General features: G+C 74.7%; 12 protein-coding genes. 7 read left to right on the forward strand and 5 right to left on the reverse strand.

Annotated elements, in window-relative coordinates; all coding sequences use genetic code 11:
- Positions 1 to 60 precede the first annotated feature (60 nt).
- Both AOM00_RS01340 and AOM00_RS01345 read left to right on the forward strand, forming a co-directional pair.
- Positions 61 to 2,184 carry a glycosyltransferase family 39 protein gene (locus AOM00_RS01340; protein WP_156158967.1) on the forward strand — a complete coding sequence of 708 codons (2,124 nt, stop codon included), beginning with the start codon at positions 61 to 63 and terminating at the stop codon, positions 2,182 to 2,184.
- A 71-nt stretch (positions 2,185 to 2,255) separates the two neighbouring features.
- Positions 2,256 to 5,153: an FtsK/SpoIIIE domain-containing protein gene (locus tag AOM00_RS01345; RefSeq protein WP_062516067.1), complete on the forward strand. Its 2,898-nt coding sequence runs from the start codon at positions 2,256 to 2,258 to the stop codon at positions 5,151 to 5,153.
- Here the strand turns inward: AOM00_RS01345 and AOM00_RS01350 are convergent.
- Positions 5,130 to 5,576 (reverse strand): hypothetical protein, encoded by a 447-nt coding sequence (locus AOM00_RS01350; RefSeq protein ID WP_062516068.1) that lies wholly within the window; start codon positions 5,574 to 5,576, stop codon positions 5,130 to 5,132. The two genes, AOM00_RS01345 and AOM00_RS01350, sit on opposite strands and share 24 nt — an antisense overlap.
- Before the next feature lie 138 nt (positions 5,577 to 5,714).
- On the opposite strand from AOM00_RS01350, the gene AOM00_RS01355 reads away from it, so the two are divergent.
- A complete protein-coding gene (locus tag AOM00_RS01355) occupies positions 5,715 to 5,969 on the forward strand; it encodes a WhiB family transcriptional regulator (protein ID WP_062302829.1) in 255 nt (84 codons plus the stop codon).
- Positions 5,970 to 6,329: 360 nt separating this feature from the next.
- Here AOM00_RS01355 and AOM00_RS01360 read toward each other — a convergent pair whose 3' ends face one another.
- Positions 6,330 to 7,793, reverse strand: a complete 1,464-nt coding sequence (locus AOM00_RS01360; protein WP_062516069.1) for a sensor histidine kinase — start codon at positions 7,791 to 7,793, stop codon at positions 6,330 to 6,332.
- A gap of 59 nt (positions 7,794 to 7,852) precedes the next feature.
- Here AOM00_RS01360 and AOM00_RS01365 point away from each other — a divergent pair, with 59 nt between their 5' ends.
- Genes AOM00_RS01365 through AOM00_RS01375 form a run of 3 tightly spaced genes read left to right on the forward strand, consistent with a single transcriptional unit; the run spans position 7,853 to position 9,122 of the window.
- Positions 7,853 to 8,344 carry a DUF2505 domain-containing protein gene (locus AOM00_RS01365; RefSeq protein WP_062516070.1) on the forward strand — a complete coding sequence of 164 codons (492 nt, stop codon included), beginning with the start codon at positions 7,853 to 7,855 and terminating at the stop codon, positions 8,342 to 8,344.
- On the forward strand, positions 8,329 to 8,754 hold the full coding sequence (locus tag AOM00_RS01370) for a fluoride efflux transporter FluC (RefSeq protein ID WP_062516071.1): 426 nt from the start codon (positions 8,329 to 8,331) through the stop codon (positions 8,752 to 8,754). The genes AOM00_RS01365 and AOM00_RS01370 overlap by 16 nt, the downstream gene beginning before the upstream one ends.
- Positions 8,751 to 9,122, forward strand: coding sequence for a FluC/FEX family fluoride channel (locus AOM00_RS01375; protein WP_062516072.1), 372 nt, complete (start codon positions 8,751 to 8,753; stop codon positions 9,120 to 9,122). Before AOM00_RS01370 ends, AOM00_RS01375 begins: the two co-directional genes overlap by 4 nt.
- On the opposite strand, the gene AOM00_RS01380 is transcribed toward AOM00_RS01375, so the two are convergent.
- The 3 genes from AOM00_RS01380 to AOM00_RS01390 all read right to left on the reverse strand — a co-directional run bounded on the left by AOM00_RS01380 (position 9,103) and on the right by AOM00_RS01390 (position 12,991).
- Entirely contained in the window at positions 9,103 to 10,332 is a 1,230-nt protein-coding gene (locus AOM00_RS01380) for an APC family permease (protein WP_228373366.1), read from the reverse strand. The two genes, AOM00_RS01375 and AOM00_RS01380, sit on opposite strands and share 20 nt — an antisense overlap.
- A gap of 2 nt (positions 10,333 to 10,334) precedes the next feature.
- Positions 10,335 to 11,852, reverse strand: a complete 1,518-nt coding sequence (locus AOM00_RS01385) for an amino acid permease (protein WP_228373367.1) — start codon at positions 11,850 to 11,852, stop codon at positions 10,335 to 10,337.
- Between the two features lie 149 nt (positions 11,853 to 12,001).
- Complete coding sequence (locus AOM00_RS01390) at positions 12,002 to 12,991, reverse strand: patatin-like phospholipase family protein (RefSeq protein ID WP_062516073.1); 990 nt, start codon at positions 12,989 to 12,991, stop codon at positions 12,002 to 12,004.
- 195 nt (positions 12,992 to 13,186) lie between these two features.
- On the opposite strand from AOM00_RS01390, the gene AOM00_RS01395 reads away from it, so the two are divergent.
- Positions 13,187 to 14,788: a xylulokinase gene (locus AOM00_RS01395; RefSeq protein WP_062516074.1), complete on the forward strand. Its 1,602-nt coding sequence runs from the start codon at positions 13,187 to 13,189 to the stop codon at positions 14,786 to 14,788.
- Position 14,789 lies beyond the last annotated feature (1 nt).

Genomic DNA, 14,789 nt, shown 5'->3' on the forward strand with positions numbered 1-14,789 from the left:
ACGACCCCATGCGGTGGTGCCCGCAGGCCACGGCCCTCGCCACCGATACGCTGGGTGGCCGTGACGCTGCCCGCCCCGCCCTCGGCGCCCGCGACCGGCCGCGACCGTGCCGCAGCGCGGCTCGTCGCCGCCCCCGAGCGCATCCTGCTCGGCCTCGTGGTCCTCGCGCTCGCCGCCGGCCTGTGGGCGAGCGTCGGGATGCATACCCCCTGGACCGTGCTGCCCACGGCCGCCGTCGGCATCGTCCTCACATGGCGCATCGTCCCCACGCCCGTCCGCGTCACCGCGGCCGAGCGGCGCGGCGCGCTGATCGCTGTCATCGGCTCGGGCGCATGGGCCCTCGCCGCGGCGGTCCTGTACGCCGAGTACCTCATCGTGGTGCGCGATCCCGGCTTCCTCACGCTCGCCGGGCTGTGGCTCGTCGACCACCCGAGCTCCGACATCCCCGCGTCGGGCGCGATCGAGGCGGCGAGCGTGGACCGCTCGGCGCTCGCCGACGCGTCGCAGGCCTGGAACCTGCGCGACGACCAGGTCCAGCCGCAGGGAGCACGCCTGCTCTCGGCGCTCATCGCCGTGGGCGGCTGGGTCGGGGGCGACCGCGGCGTCCTGGTCGCCAACTGCGTGGTCGGCGCTGTCGGCGTGCTGGCCGTCTACGTGCTCGCCCGGCGCATGCTGGGCCCGCTCGCGTCCCTCGCGCCGGCCGCGGCGGTCGCGCTGTCCGTGTCGCACATCGGGCTGTCCCGCGCCGCCTACACCGAGCCGCTCACGCTGGTGCTCGTGCTCGCCGCCGCCCTGTGGCTGTGGCGCGGTGTCGAGGAACGCGACGGGCGCGTGCTCGCGCTCGGCGCCGTCACGGCGGGGGCGACGTCGTTCATCCGCATCGACGGGGCCGCGTTCGCCGCGGGCCTGCTCGCCGCCACCGTGCTCGCCCTCGCGCTCACGGAGGGTCGGCGGTCACGGCGCGTGGGCGCGGCGCTGGGGGTGATCACCGTCCAGGGGGCGGTGCTGTACGCCGGCTACGCCGCGCTGTGGCGCTGGAGCGAGGGCTACGCCGACAGGCTCGCGGACCAGGCGGTCATGCTCATGGCGGGCTACGGCGCGCTCACGCTCGTGCTCGCGCTCTGGGTGCTCAGCTGGATCGCGGGCGGCGACGGTGCGGCGACGGGAGCGCGGGACATGCTGGGCCGGCGCGGGGCGATCGGCGCAGGGACGGCCGTGTCCGGGCTGCTCCTGATGCTCGCCTCGCGACCGCTGTGGATGACCGCCCATCGCGGCACCGACAACTCCGTCGACGAGTTCACCAACGGCGTGGTCGAGTCGTTCCAGCGCGCGCAGGGCATGACGGTCGACCCGACGCGCACCTACGCCGAGCACACGGTCGCGTGGGTGAGCTACTACCTCAGCTGGCCCATCGTGCTGCTCGGGATCCTCGGCTTCGGCCTCGCGACCACGTGGATGATCCGCAAGCGCCCCACGTGGGCGCTCCTGCTCGGCGCGACGCTGCCCACCTCGCTCCTCTACTTCTGGAATCCCGAGGTGGTCCCCGACCAGCTGTGGGCCTTCCGCCGGTTCGAGCCGGCGACGCTGCCGGGCTTCGCGATCGCGGCCGCGGTGGCGGCGTGGTGGCTGCTGGGACGGGTGAGAAGCGCGTGGCGCGTGCGTGCCAGGCGGATCACCGCGGGCGCCTTCGTGGTGCTGCCGCTCACCACGTGGGTGTCGATCGTCCCGGGCGACGATCTCCCGATCTCCGCCGCGACCCCGGTCTTCGTGCGCGAGATGGGCGGGGCCTACGGCCAGATCACCGCGCTGTGCGACGTCGCTCCGGACCGGCCGATCATCCTCGCCGGCACGTCCTCGCACTTCGGCTCGCTGCGGGTCATGTGCGACGAGCCCACGGTCCTCGCGCTCGCGGCGCTCGAACCCGACCAGCTGGTCGAGATGTCCGCGGCATGGGAGGCCTCCCCCGTGGTGCTCACGCGCGATCCCTCGTGGTTCGAATGGACCGAGGCCCCCGGCATCGTCGTGTCCTCGACCGTCCAGCAGGCCGGCTACACCCTTCAGGCCATCCCCCGCACCTACTTCGAGCGGGACTACCAGTGGTACGCCGGCATCGTCGGGGAGGACGGCGTGCTGGCACCCGTCGCGCCGGCCGGCGAGACCGCCTCCGAGGTCACCAGCCCCTGACTCCGCGCCGTGCGTCCCCAGGGCGCGCGGCGGGCTCCCCCGACGGCGCCCATCGGCGCTTGCCTGGCGGCATGGACGTGACGATCGAGGACGCAGGCGACGTCGAGGTGGATCCAGGCACCCCGCTCGCGGAGGTGCTGAGGATCGCCCGCGCACCGGCGGCGGTCTGGTGCGGCGGGACCCTCCTGGATCCCGGGCATCGCGCGGGCGTGGCGCCGCTGGTGCAGGGTGCCCTGCTCCGCTCGGCACCCGGACCGCCCACGGTCCCCCCGACCGGCCCTCACCTCGCGGTCGTCGCAGGACCCGACGCCGGCGCGCTGCTCGAGGTGGCCCACGGCGCCGCAGAGGTGGGGCGCGAGGGCGCGCTCGCGCTCGCGGACCCGCGGCTGAGCCGTCGGCACCTCTCGCTCGACGCGACCGGGCGGGCGCGCGACCTCGGCTCCCGCAACGGGACGTTCCTGGTCCGCGGGGCGCGGCGACGCCGCGTGGGGCGCATCGGTCGTCGCCTGCGTGCGGGCGACCTGGTGCTCGCCGGGGACACTGCGCTCAGGTGGGTCGAGCCGGGGCACGATGCCGATAAGACCCCGCGCCCGCACCCGGCGGGCGCGCGTCAGGCTCCGATGCTCGTGGGGCTCCTGGGCGGCGCGGCCGGGGCGCTCGCCCTCGCGGTCGCCACCGGACGGTGGGAGATCGCGGCGATCGCGCTCGCGGCACCGCTCGCGCTCACGGGCGCCGCCATGGTGAGGGCCCGCGCACCGCGTCCGCCGGAGCCGGTGGGCGCCGAGCTGCTCGCGGACCTGCCCCTCCCCATCGCGATCCGCGGCACGCCTCATCGGGCACGGGGAGCCGCGCGTGCGCTCGCCGTCGCGCGCGGCGAGGCGCTGCCCCCACGCCTCGACGAGCCCTGGATGCGGTGGTGCGGATCACGGCTGCCGGACGGTGCGGTGACGGTGCTGCCTCCCGACGGTTCCCCGCCTTCCGAGGCGCGCTGCGTGATCGACGTCGACGCGAGGACCATCGCCGTGGATGGTCGCGAGCGCGCGTGGTCGCCGAGCATCGTGTCGCGCGAGACCGCTGACGTGCGCGCACGTGCACGATGCGCGGCGCACCAGGAGGCGCTGCCTCGCATGGTGCGATGGGCGGAGCTCGAGCCTGGCCCCGCGGCGGAGGACCCGACCGCCGGCGCGCCGTTCGCGACGGCGCTGGGACGCGGTCTCGACGGACCCGTGGTCCTCGACCTCGACCGGGACGGACCGCATGCGCTCGTCGCGGGCACCACCGGTGCGGGGAAGTCTGCGCTCCTCGAGACCCTCGTCGCGGGCCTCGCTCACGGGCATGCACCCGCGAGGCTCGCGGTCGCGCTCATCGACCTCAAGGGCGGCGCGGGCCTCGGGCCCTGCGCGGCGCTGCCCCATACGTGCGGGCTTCTCACCGACCTCGAGCCGGCGTCCGCACGGCGTGCGCTGCTGGGGCTCGCGCATGAGCTGCGGCAGCGCAAGGCCGCGCTCGCGCGTGCCGGGTGCGCGTCCTGGGCGCAGTGGGTCGCGCGCGACCCCTCCGACCGGCCGCCCCCGCGCCTGCTCGTGGTGGTCGACGAGTTCCAGGAGCTCGGCGCGATGGATCCCGGATTCCTGCCCGAGCTCGCACGGCTCGCCGCGCAGGGACGATCGCTCGGCATGCACCTGGTGCTCGCGACCCAGCGCCCCGCGGGCGTGGTGACACCGGCGATCCGCGCCAACGTCTCGACCGTGATCGCGCTGCGCACCGCGAACGCCGCCGAGTCGCAGGACCTGGTGGGTGACGCGAGCGCGGCGGCGTTGCCCGCATCCGCTCCCGGGCGTGCGGTGGTGGTCACCCCGTACGCCCGGGTCGCCATGCAGACGGCGCTCCCCCTCGCGCAGGCCCGCCCGCCGGCGCGCCCGCGGGCCCGACCCGAACCCGCCGGGGCCGGGCTGGTCCACGCCGCCACCGTCCGATGGGCCGGTGCCGCACGGCCGCCGCGTCTCTGGCTCGACCCCCTGCGCGGGGACGAGCGACCGGCGCCGGGAGCGCTCGGATGGATCGACCTGCCCGCCGAGCGCGCCCGGGAGCCCTTGCGGTGGGACCCGGCCTCAGGACCGCTCGTGGTGGTCGGTCCGCGCGGCTCGGGCCGCTCGGCCGCCCTCGCGGCGGCAGCAGCGGCCGTGCCCGGGGCCGTGAGCCTGCCCCGCGACCCTCGCGAGGCGGCGCGCACGCTCGCGCTCGCGCCCACCTCCAGGATCCCCGCGCTGCTTGTGGATGACGCGGACCGCGCGTGCGAGGAGCTGGATCCATGGATGCGGGGTGCAGGCGACGCTCTCGAGTCGCTCGCACGCTCGGTGCCGCTCGCGCTGTCGGGTGGGCCCGGGTGGGGCGCGCGGTGGGCGTCGCGTGCGGGGCTCGTCGTGGTGCTCACGGGCCTCGATCGCGTGGAGCAGGTGCTGTGGGGCGTGCCGCCGCCGCTCGCCTCGCTGGTCCCCGAGCCCGGCCGAGGCGTCGCGATCGCCGCGCGGGGCGCGGGCGAGTGCCGCATCGGCCTTGCGGCCGGGGCGCCGCCCCGCGTGCTGGTCCATCCCCTCGTGTGCCCCGCGGACCTGCCGGCCGGGGCTCTCGGGGTGATCGGCGACCGTGCCCGACCGTGGTTGCCCGGCGCCGGTGCCGTTGTGGTGGTGGGCCCTCCCGAAGCCGGACGCGAGGCGGTGGCCGAGGCGCTCCGCCGTGCCGGCGCGTCCGCCTCCGTGAGCGCGCATGGGGACCCGGGTGCCGCTGTCGAGGTGGTGCTCGCGCCCACCCCGGCGCGGCTGCGCGGGCTCGGGGCGCAGGTGCCGCCCGGGATCGCGGTGCCGTCGCCCCCGGCGGGCTACGTGGCGGTCAGGACCGGGACGGCGTGGGAGGCCGCGCGGCTCAGGCCGGACGCTGCCGGGGTCTCAGCCGTCGACGGAGGGCCGTAGGGCGTCACGCCCGCCGACCAGGACCGCGATCCCGATCCCCGCGCCCGCGACGGCGAGCACGATGCCGTAGGCGGGCCGCACCCCCGTGAGGTTGATGCCCGCGAGGGTCAGCAGCGCCTGCCAGGTGAGCGCGGCGGACACGGACCACCGGGCACCACGATCGAAGGCCCGCGCCACCAGCAGCAGCCCTGCCGCGACCAGCAGGTAGAAGGCCGCGAGCCCGATCGCGAAGGCGGGCTCGGGAAGCGACAGCGCGTGGATGCCGTAGGCTCCTCCGTAGACGCCCAGACCGAGCGCCTCGGCACCGATGCCGAGAGCAGCCGCACGGCGCCAGCGGCCTGAGGGGGCCGCGTCACGCAGGGACTTCGGCCCCTTGCGCCGCACGGTCTCGTCGTGGCCATCGGCCCCTGTGAGCGAGTCCACAGAAAACACCTCTTGAAACATTCTCGTTACTTGTGCGAATCTTAATGAAGTCGAAACGCGACGGCGCGACGAAACCCCTTTGAAACCCCTCGGGCTACGTCGCGCCATGCTATCCCCGCTATCCCCCTAGGAGACCCCATGGATTGGCGCAGCAGCGCAGCATGCCTCGAAGTAGACGACCCCGAGCTCTTCTTCCCGGTCGGCAACACCGGCCCGGCCCTCAGCCAGATCGAGCGCGCGAAGGCCGTCTGCGGCCGTTGCACCGTGCGTGACACCTGCCTGCAGTGGGCGATGGAGCACAACCAGGACTCCGGTGTCTGGGGCGGTCTGTCCGAGGACGAGCGCCGTTCGCTCAAGCGCCGCGCCGCTCGCGCGCGCCGCGCCGCCAAGTAGTCCTCCGGCGGCTCGGCCGCCACGTTCGAAGCCCCGCCCGGCCCCGCCGCGGCGGGGCTTCGCACGTCCGGACATCCCCCCCCGAAGTGGTGGCTGGTGGTCGGTTCTCGCGGATCCTCGCGCCACAGTGGTGCCTCAGTGTCGGTCGCCGATGCGGCGGCCAGCCGCGCACGGTGCGCACGCAGGCATCGCGGATCGTCACCGGATCGCACCACGCGCGGCGGAGGCTGGAAGAACTCGCGCCGATGGTGCGGCCCGGACAACCGCTCCCCCCGAGGGCATCGACAATGGCGCACCGCTGTGATGCTCGGATCCTCCAGAGCCGACAACTGCCTACCAATTGCGGAGGGTGGCGCGGCGCTACAGCCTGGGGTCGGAGACCCTCTCCTCGACGTTGCCGCGCAGGTCCACCACGGAGCCTGACTCGAGCTTGCGCCACTCGATGGTGCCGCGCAGCTCGTTCTGGACCAGGGTCCGCACGATCTGGGACCCCAGACCGGACGGCTCGCCCTCGATCCCCACGCCGTCGTCCTCGATGCTCACGTGGAGCGAGCGGCCGTCGCGCGTGGCGGTCACGGTGATGGTGCCCTGAGCGCGACCCTCGAAGCCGTGCTCGACCGCGTTGGTGATGAGCTCGGTCACCACGAGCGCGAGCGACGACGCGTACTGCGCGGGGATCAGCCCGAACTCGCCGGTGTTGACGATCCTCACCTGGGTGTCGGGCGACGCGACGTCGGCCGCCATGCGGATCGAGCGCGACACCAGCTCGTCGAAGTTGACCAGCTCGTCGAGCGTGCCCGACAGGGTCTCGTGCACCAGCGCGATGGTCGCGACCCTGCGCATCGCCTCCGCGAGCGCCTCCTTCGCCTCGGGCGCCTCGACGCGCCGCGACTGGAGGCGCAGCAGGGCGGCGACCGTCTGCAGGTTGTTCTTCACGCGATGGTGGATCTCGCGGATGGTCGCGTCCTTGGTCACCAGCTCGCGCTCGCGGCGACGCACGTCGGAGACGTCGCGGCACAGCAGGACGGCGCCCACGCGCGCGCCATGCTCCGTCACGGGGATCGCGCGCAGCGACAGCACCGCGCCGTTGGCCTCGAGGTCGGTGCGCCAGGCCGCGCGGCCGGCGACCACCATCGCAAGGGTCTCGTCCACCACGCCCTGGTCCTCGAGCAGCTCGCTCGTGACGCGCGGCAGGGACTTGTTCATGAGCGAGCCGTGCACGCCCAGCCGGTGGAAGCAGGACAGCGCGTTGGGCGACGCGTACGTCACGTGACCGACCGCATCGAGGCGCAGGACGCCGTCGCCCACGCGCGGGGCGCCGCGACGCGGCCCCGTGATGGACGTGTGCATGGGGAACTCGCCGCGCGTGACCATCCGCAGCAGGTCGTCGGCCGCACCCTTGTAGTTGAGCTCGAGCCGGCTCGACGAGCGCGACACGGCCTGCGACACCTCTCGCGTCACCACCGCGATGGGGCGGCCGTCCATCACCACCGGGAGCGCGTCCTCGCGCACGGCGTACGTCTCGTCCCAGCGGGGCTCGCGCGAGCCCACGATGCCGCCCTCCTCGAGCGCGCGGCGCAGATGCGCGACGCGGCCGCCGGGCGCGTGCGTGCCCACCACATCGTCCAGGTGGACCGTCGGCCCCGTCGACGGCCGGCACTGCGCGACCGCGACGAAGCCCTCGCCGTCCTCGCGCCACATCACCAGGTCCGCGAAGGACAGGTCGGCGATGATCTGCCAGTCGGCGACGAGCAGCGCGAGCCACTCGGCCTCCGCATCCGAGATGGGGCCGTACTCCTCGATGGTGTCGCGCAGGGTTGCCACGGGCACCAGCCTAGAGCCGCCTCGCAGGCGCGCTAGCCTGAGCGCAGGGGGTTCCACCGGTGAAGATCACTCACATGCATCGCTTCGACGCGGCTCTCGACGACGTCTGGACGATGCTCACGTCACCCGAGTTCGGGCACGCGCGCGCCGCCGCGATGGGCACGGAGGCGCATGACGTCGACGTCGACGTCCGCGACGACGGTTCGTGCGCGATCACGCTGCGCGCGGACGTGCCGACCTCGTCCATCCCGTCCGAGCTGCGCGCGCTGGTGGGCCGCGAGCTCGCGGTCACCTACACCGAGGTGTGGGAGCCCCCCACCGAGGACGACCGCGTGGGCACCTTCGCGGTCGAGATCGCGGGTGCACCGGGCCACGTCGCGGGCGCGATCGGCGTCACGCCCGACGGCGAGGCGAGCGAGCTCCTCGCGACGGGCGATGTGGTCGCGCACGTGCCCCTGTTCGGCGCGATGATCGAGCGCGCGGTCGCGGGCGCCGTCACCAAGGCCCTCACGGCGCAGCTGGAGGCGGCCGACGCGTGGCTCGTGCGGTGACGCGGCCCGCGCAGCTGGGCCTCGTCCTGGTGGGCGGAGCCGTGGGCGGCGCGCTGCGCATCGGCGTGTCCGAGGTCTTCCCTGACACCGCCGGTCCCGTCCCCTGGGACCTGTGGGTCATCAACGTGCTCGGGTCGCTGGTCCTCGCCTGGGCCGTCGCGTTCACGCAGGCGCGGGGGCCGTGGACCCTGTTCCCCGCCATCGGGCCCGGGCTGCTGGGCGGCTTCACCACGTACTCGTCGATCGCGTGCCTGCGATGGTCGGCCTCCGAGCAGCTCGACGTCGCGATCGGCGTGCTGCTGATCACGCTCGCGGGAGCGATCGCCGCGGCGTGGCTCGGCTGGTGGCTGGGCGACCGTCCGCGCACCCCGCTCGACGAGGCGGCCGTCTTCGCCGAGGAGAACGAGTGAGCGCCTGGGCCTCCGTCGCCGCGATCCTGGGCTGCGGCGTGGGCGCATGCGTGCGCTTCTCGCTGGGCTGGCTGGACACGCGCAAGGCGTTCCCGTGGCCCACCATCCTGGCCAACGCGCTCGGCTCGGCGGTGCTGGGCGCGGTGCTCGCCGCCGGGGACGATGCGCTCCTGTCCCCCGCGTGGACGTTCGCCTTGGGCACCGGGCTCGCGGGCGGCCTGTCGACGTTCTCCTCGCTCGCCGTGGACGTGGTGGTGCTCGCGAAGGACGGCCGTCGCGGGGCAGTCATGGGCTATGTGAGCGCGACGGTCGCGGTGGGCCTCGCGGGTGCCGCTGCGGGGTACGCGCTCACGTCCGCGCTCGCCTGAGCACGGCGCGCCCCGCGGCCAGCAGCGTCAGCAGCACCGCCGCGCATGCCACCGCGACCGCGGGCAGCGACGCCATGAGCACCACGCACGCCGCCGCGCCGAGCGCCGAGGCCGTCCGGGGCATCCGCCAGCCCGCGACGTGGCCGGCACCGGCGGCGCGGAAGGCCGCCACGTTGGCGACCGCGTAGTACAGCAGCACCGCGAACGAGGACATCGCGATCGCGAGCGCGAGGTCGCCCGCCCACACGAGCGCGACCGCGGCGATGCACGCCGCGCCCTCCGCGAGCGCGGGCACGCCGCGTCCGTTCTCGCGCGCGAGCCCGCCCGGCAGGTCCCGTTCGCGCGCCATCGCCATGGAGGTCCGTCCCACGCCCGCGGTGAGCGCGAGCAGCGATCCGAACGCGGCCGCGACGGCCGCCGTGGTCACCACGGCGACGGGCAGCCACGTGCCCTCGACCGCGTCGGCCACGGCGGCCGTCGCGTCCGCCAGCGCGGGGCCCAGCGCGCGCGGCAGGACGAGCGCGAGCGCTCCGTACAGCACCGCAGCGAGGGCGAGGGCGACGCCGATCGCGCCGGGGATGGTCCGTGCGGGCTCCCGCACCTCCTCGCCGAGCGTCGCGATCCGCGCGTAGCCCGCGAAGGCGAAGAACACCAGGGCCGCCGCCTGAGCGATGCCCACGGCATCGTCCCAGGGCGTGCTCCAGCCGAAGGCGGCGGCTCCCGCCTCGGGGCCGCCGGATGCGGCCACCACGGCCGCGACGAGCGCGGCCACCACGGCGGAGGCGAGCACCACCGAGGCCGCAGCGGTGCGCGTGATGCCGCGCGAGTTGAGCGCCCACGAGGCGGCCACGGCGGCCGTCGCCACGAGCGCGGCGTGGCCGGGCGCGAGGTACCTGCCGACCGCGAGCGCGATCGCGGCGATCGAGGCGGTCTTGCCCACCACGAAGCCGATGCCCGCGAGGAAGCCCGGCCACGGCCCCAGCTCCGCGCGCCCGAAGGCGTATGCGCCGCCCGCGACGGGATGGACGGCCGCGAGCTGCGCCGTCGAGCCGGCGTTGAGCGCGGCGACCAGGCCCGCGAGCAGCACCGCCCACCCGAGCGCGTTCCCGGCGGCGGCGTACGCGGGGCCCCACACGACGAACACGCCCGCGCCGAGCATCGACCCCACCCCGATGGCGGTGGCACCGACCAGCCCGACGCGGCGCGCCACGGTCAGCCCTGTGGCGTGCGGCCGGTCCGGGAGCGCGCGGCCACCGCGGTCTCCGGGGTCTCCGGGGTCTCCGGGGTCTCCGGGGTCTCCGGGGCCTCCGGGGCCTCCGCCACGGTCACCGCGGGATCGAGCGCGTCGTCGCCCAGCTCGTGACCCGCCTCGGACTCGGCGACCGCCAGCGCGGCGCCGCGCGGACGTCCGGCGCGGACCCAGGCGAGGTAGAGCGCGCCCGCCACCAGGCCGGTCGCGGCGAGCGAGCCGAGCGCCGCGGGTCGCAGCAGGTTGCACACGAGCGTGAATCCGACCGCGACGGCCGCGACGAGGTTGAGCGCGACCCACAGCGGGCGCTTGTCGTGGTGAGAGAACTTGGCCATCGCGAGGAGGCCCATGAGGAAGCTCACGAACACCGAGACGGCGTAGAAGAGCACGAGGCTCTGGTCGCGCGCGCCCGCGAGCGTCACCACGGCGGCGGAGGCGACCAGGAAGACGCCCACACCGACCATGGGGACGTGATGCGCGTTGGTGCGGCCCAGGATCGAGGGCAGCACGCCGTGGCGGGACTCGCCGTGCTCGGAGCGCGCGAGCGCCTTGAGCAGGCCGGGGCCGGCCTGGAAGGAGGACGATGCGGCGGACAGGAGCAGCAGCGCCGTGGTGGCCTGGAACGCGGCGAACAGCGCGTGGCCGTCCGCGGCACGGGCGAGCTCGGCGACCAGCGTCGTGTCCTCGTGCGGGACCTGGATGCCCAGGCGCACCACGGCCGCGGTGATCGCAAGCGTGAGCGTGCCGACGATTCCCAGCGTGAGCCACAGCGCCCAGCGGCCGAAGCTGCGACGGCCCGCATCGTCCAGCTGCGCGAGCTGCGCGATCGCGGAGGAGGGCGCCTCGATGCCGGTCGCGAGCGCCATGGCGACGGGGAAGGCGAGCGCCACCGCGATCGGCGCGCCGTGCGTCAGCCCCTCGATGGGCTGCGGGTCGACGGACGGCAGGCCCGGGACCGGCAGCAGCACGGCGACCGCGACCACGATGAAGACGATGGTGAGCAGCGCGAACACCGCGCGGCCCAGGTGGCCGAACCACATCAGCCCGGCGACCACGAGCAGCAGGCCCAGGGCGAGCACCAGGCGGTACTCCGCGAGGCCGGGCACGTAGCTGATGATCGCGGAGGATCCGGCCGACACCGAGATGGAGATGGTCAGCACGAAGTCGACCACGAGCGCACCCATGGGGATGAAGGCGAAGCCCTCGCCGAACGCCCCGCCGGCCGCCGCGGCGGAGCCGCCGCCCTCCGGGAAGCGCGCGACCAGCTGGTGGTAGCTCGCGACCACCAGCCCGACGACGATGACGACGGCCGCCATCGCGGGGAACAGCAGCGCGAGGTTGCCGTCGAGCGCGCGCAGCGCCGCCTCGATCGCATAGGCGACCGAGGACACGGGGTCCGCCATCACGGAGAAGGCGAACGCGATGAGGAGCGCGATGCGGCCATGCAGCCAGCCGGCGCGGACAGGGGTGGCGTGGGTCACGCGGATGCCTCCCAAGGCTCGGGATCCGGCACGGTCGCGCCGGGGCCGCAGGCCATGCTAGACCCGCCGATGCGGGACCGGTGCCACCGCGCCCGGGCGGGGCAAGCATCCTGGTGCGCACGCATGGGAGCGCTCTCTCCGCGGGCCGCCTAGCGCGGCGCGCCGTCCCACGCGTCGAAGGCCTCGCTCGCGAGCGCGCGGCCCACGTCGATGAGCTCGGCGGCGCGGTGGAAGTCGAGCACCCCGCATGCGTCCGCGGGCACGTCCACCATGACGTCCGGCGGATAGCCCGCGAGGCGGTAGCGCTGAACCGTGTTCTGCAGGGTCTGCAGCGAGCGGTCGATGACGTCGAGCGTGCTGATCTCCGGCGGCTCCCCCGTGACCGCCGCGAGCGCAGGCGCCTCGCCCGTGGCGACCGCGGCATCGTCCCCGTCCTCGCCGCGGGCCCGCAGCCGCTGGGTGATCATGCTGAGCAGGCGCGGCTCCGCGACGTGGACCGACGGCAGGCGCAGCCGCGGCAGGCGCATGAGCGGTTCACCGGGCTCGGCGGGCGGCAGCGGCGCGTTGTCCGGGCGCGCGTTGCCCGCGAGGTTGACGGCGATGGTCGCGTCCGCGCGGATCGAGGCGAGCGGCACCACGGGGACGGGGTTGAGGATGCCGCCGTCGGCGAGCAGCCGTCCGTCGCGGCGCACGGGCGTGATCACCATGGGGATCGCGATCGAGGCACGGATCGCGTCGACCACCGGGCCCTCGGTGAACCACACCTCGGACTGCGAGAGCAGGTCCGTCGCGACCGCGGTGTACGGGATGGGGAGGTGCTCGATGAGCCGGCCGTCGAGGATCTCGTCGATCTTGCGCATCACGCGGTCGGCGCGGATGGCCCCGGCGCCCTTGAAGGCGGGGTCCATCATCCGCAGCACCTCGCGCCGGGTCAGCGACTCGGCCCACGCGCGATACTCCGCGAGCCCGCCCGCCGCATGCAGGCCTCCCACGAGCGCGCCCATGGACGTGCCGGCGATGCCGACGATCTCCCAGCCGCGCGCCTCGATCTCCTCGATGACGCCGATGTGCGCGTATCCCCTGGCTCCTCCGCTGCCGAGCGACAGGGCGATGCGAGGACGGTCCTTGCGGGTGGTCACCGAGCCAGGCTACCTGGCATGTCGCCGCCTGCCGAGGGGTGGGGAGACGGGCCGTGCGCGGTGGCGCGGCTGCCGTACGGGACCTAGGGTGCGACGGGAGGGGACGATGCGGCACTAGAGTCTTGTCGACCGTTCACATTTCGAGGTCGCGCCCGGGTGCGGCCCCACACCGGAACACTCAAGGAGACCGCTGCGATGACGCAGACCCAGCAGATCGACGTGGCGGCCGCGATCGCGGCCGGAGAGACCTCCCTGGGCATCGAGCTCGGCTCGACCCGCATCAAGGCGTGCCTGGTCGGTCCGGACCACCAGCCCATCGCGACCGGCAGCCACGCGTGGGAGAACCAGTTCGTGGACCGCCTGTGGACCTACTCGATCGACGCGATCTGGGAGGGCGTCCAGGCCTCGGTCGCGGACCTGCTCGCCCAGGTCGAGGAGGCCTACGGCGTGCGCCCGACCGCCATCGGCGCGCTCGGCGTGTCCGCGATGATGCACGGCTACCTCGCCTTCTCCGCGGACGACGAGCTGCTGGTGCCGTTCCGCACGTGGCGCAACACCAACACCGAGCGCGCGGCCGCGGAGCTGACCGAGGTGCTGGGCTTCAACTTCCCGCTGCGTTGGTCCGCCTCGCACGTGTACGAGGCGATCCTCGAGGAGGAGGCGCACGTCTCCGAGCTCGCGTTCATCACCACGCTCGCGGGCTACGTCCACTGGAGGCTCACGGGCCGCAAGGTGCTCGGTGTGGGCGACGCCTCCGGGATGTTCCCCATCGACCCCGCCACGCGCGACTACGACGCGGACATGCTCGCGCGCTTCCAGGGCCTGGTCGCCGCGCGCAAGCCGGGCCTCGACGTCGCGGCGCTGCTGCCCGAGGTGCTGGTCGCCGGTGCCGATGCCGGCACGCTGACGGCCGAGGGCGCCGCGCTGCTCGACCCGACCGGCACGCTCCAGCCCGGTGCGCTCGTCGCTCCCCCGGAGGGTGACGCCGGCACCGGCATGATCGCCACCAAGGCGGTCGCGCCGCGCACGGGCAACATCTCCGCCGGCACCTCGATCTTCGCGATGGTGGTGCTCGAGAAGCCGCTCGAGTCCGTCCACGAGGAGCTCGACATCGTCACCACGCCCGCGGGCGACCTGGTGGCGATGGTCCACTGCAACAACGGCGCATCGGAGCTGGGCACGTGGGCCGGGGTCTTCACCGAGTTCGCGGCCGCGATGGGCGTCGAGGGCGGCTCCGATGCGGTGTTCGAGGCGCTGTTCCGCGCGGCGCTCGAGGGTGAGGCCGACGGCGGCGGCCTGCTCGCCTACAACTACCTGTCCGGCGAGCCGATCACGGGCCTGGCCGAGGGCCGCCCGCTGTTCGTGCGCACGCCCGGCTCGCGCCTCAACCTCGCCAACTTCATGCGCACGCAGCTCTACGGCGCGTTCGGCACGCTGAGCCTGGGCATGCGGGTGCTGCACGACGAGGGCGTCGAGCTCGACTCGATGTTCGCGCACGGCGGCATGTTCCGCACCGCGGGTGTGGCGCAGCGCCTGCTCGCCGCGGCCATCGGCGCGCCCGTCACGGTCGGCGACACGGCCTCCGAGGGCGGCGCGTGGGGCATGGCGGTGCTCGCGGAGTTCCGCCGCACCGGTGGCGGCGACCTGTCGAGCTACCTCGACGAGCGCGTGTTCGCCGATGCGGCCGTGGACGTGGCGGCCCCCGACGCCGGGGACGTCGCCGGCTACGCCGCGTGGCTCGAGCAGTACGAGGCCGGGCTCGCGATCGAGCGCGCCGCCACCGAGGCGATCCGCTAGG

The organism is Demequina gelatinilytica, assembly GCF_000971115.1.
Classification (GTDB): Bacteria; Actinomycetota; Actinomycetes; order Actinomycetales; family Demequinaceae; genus Demequina; species Demequina gelatinilytica.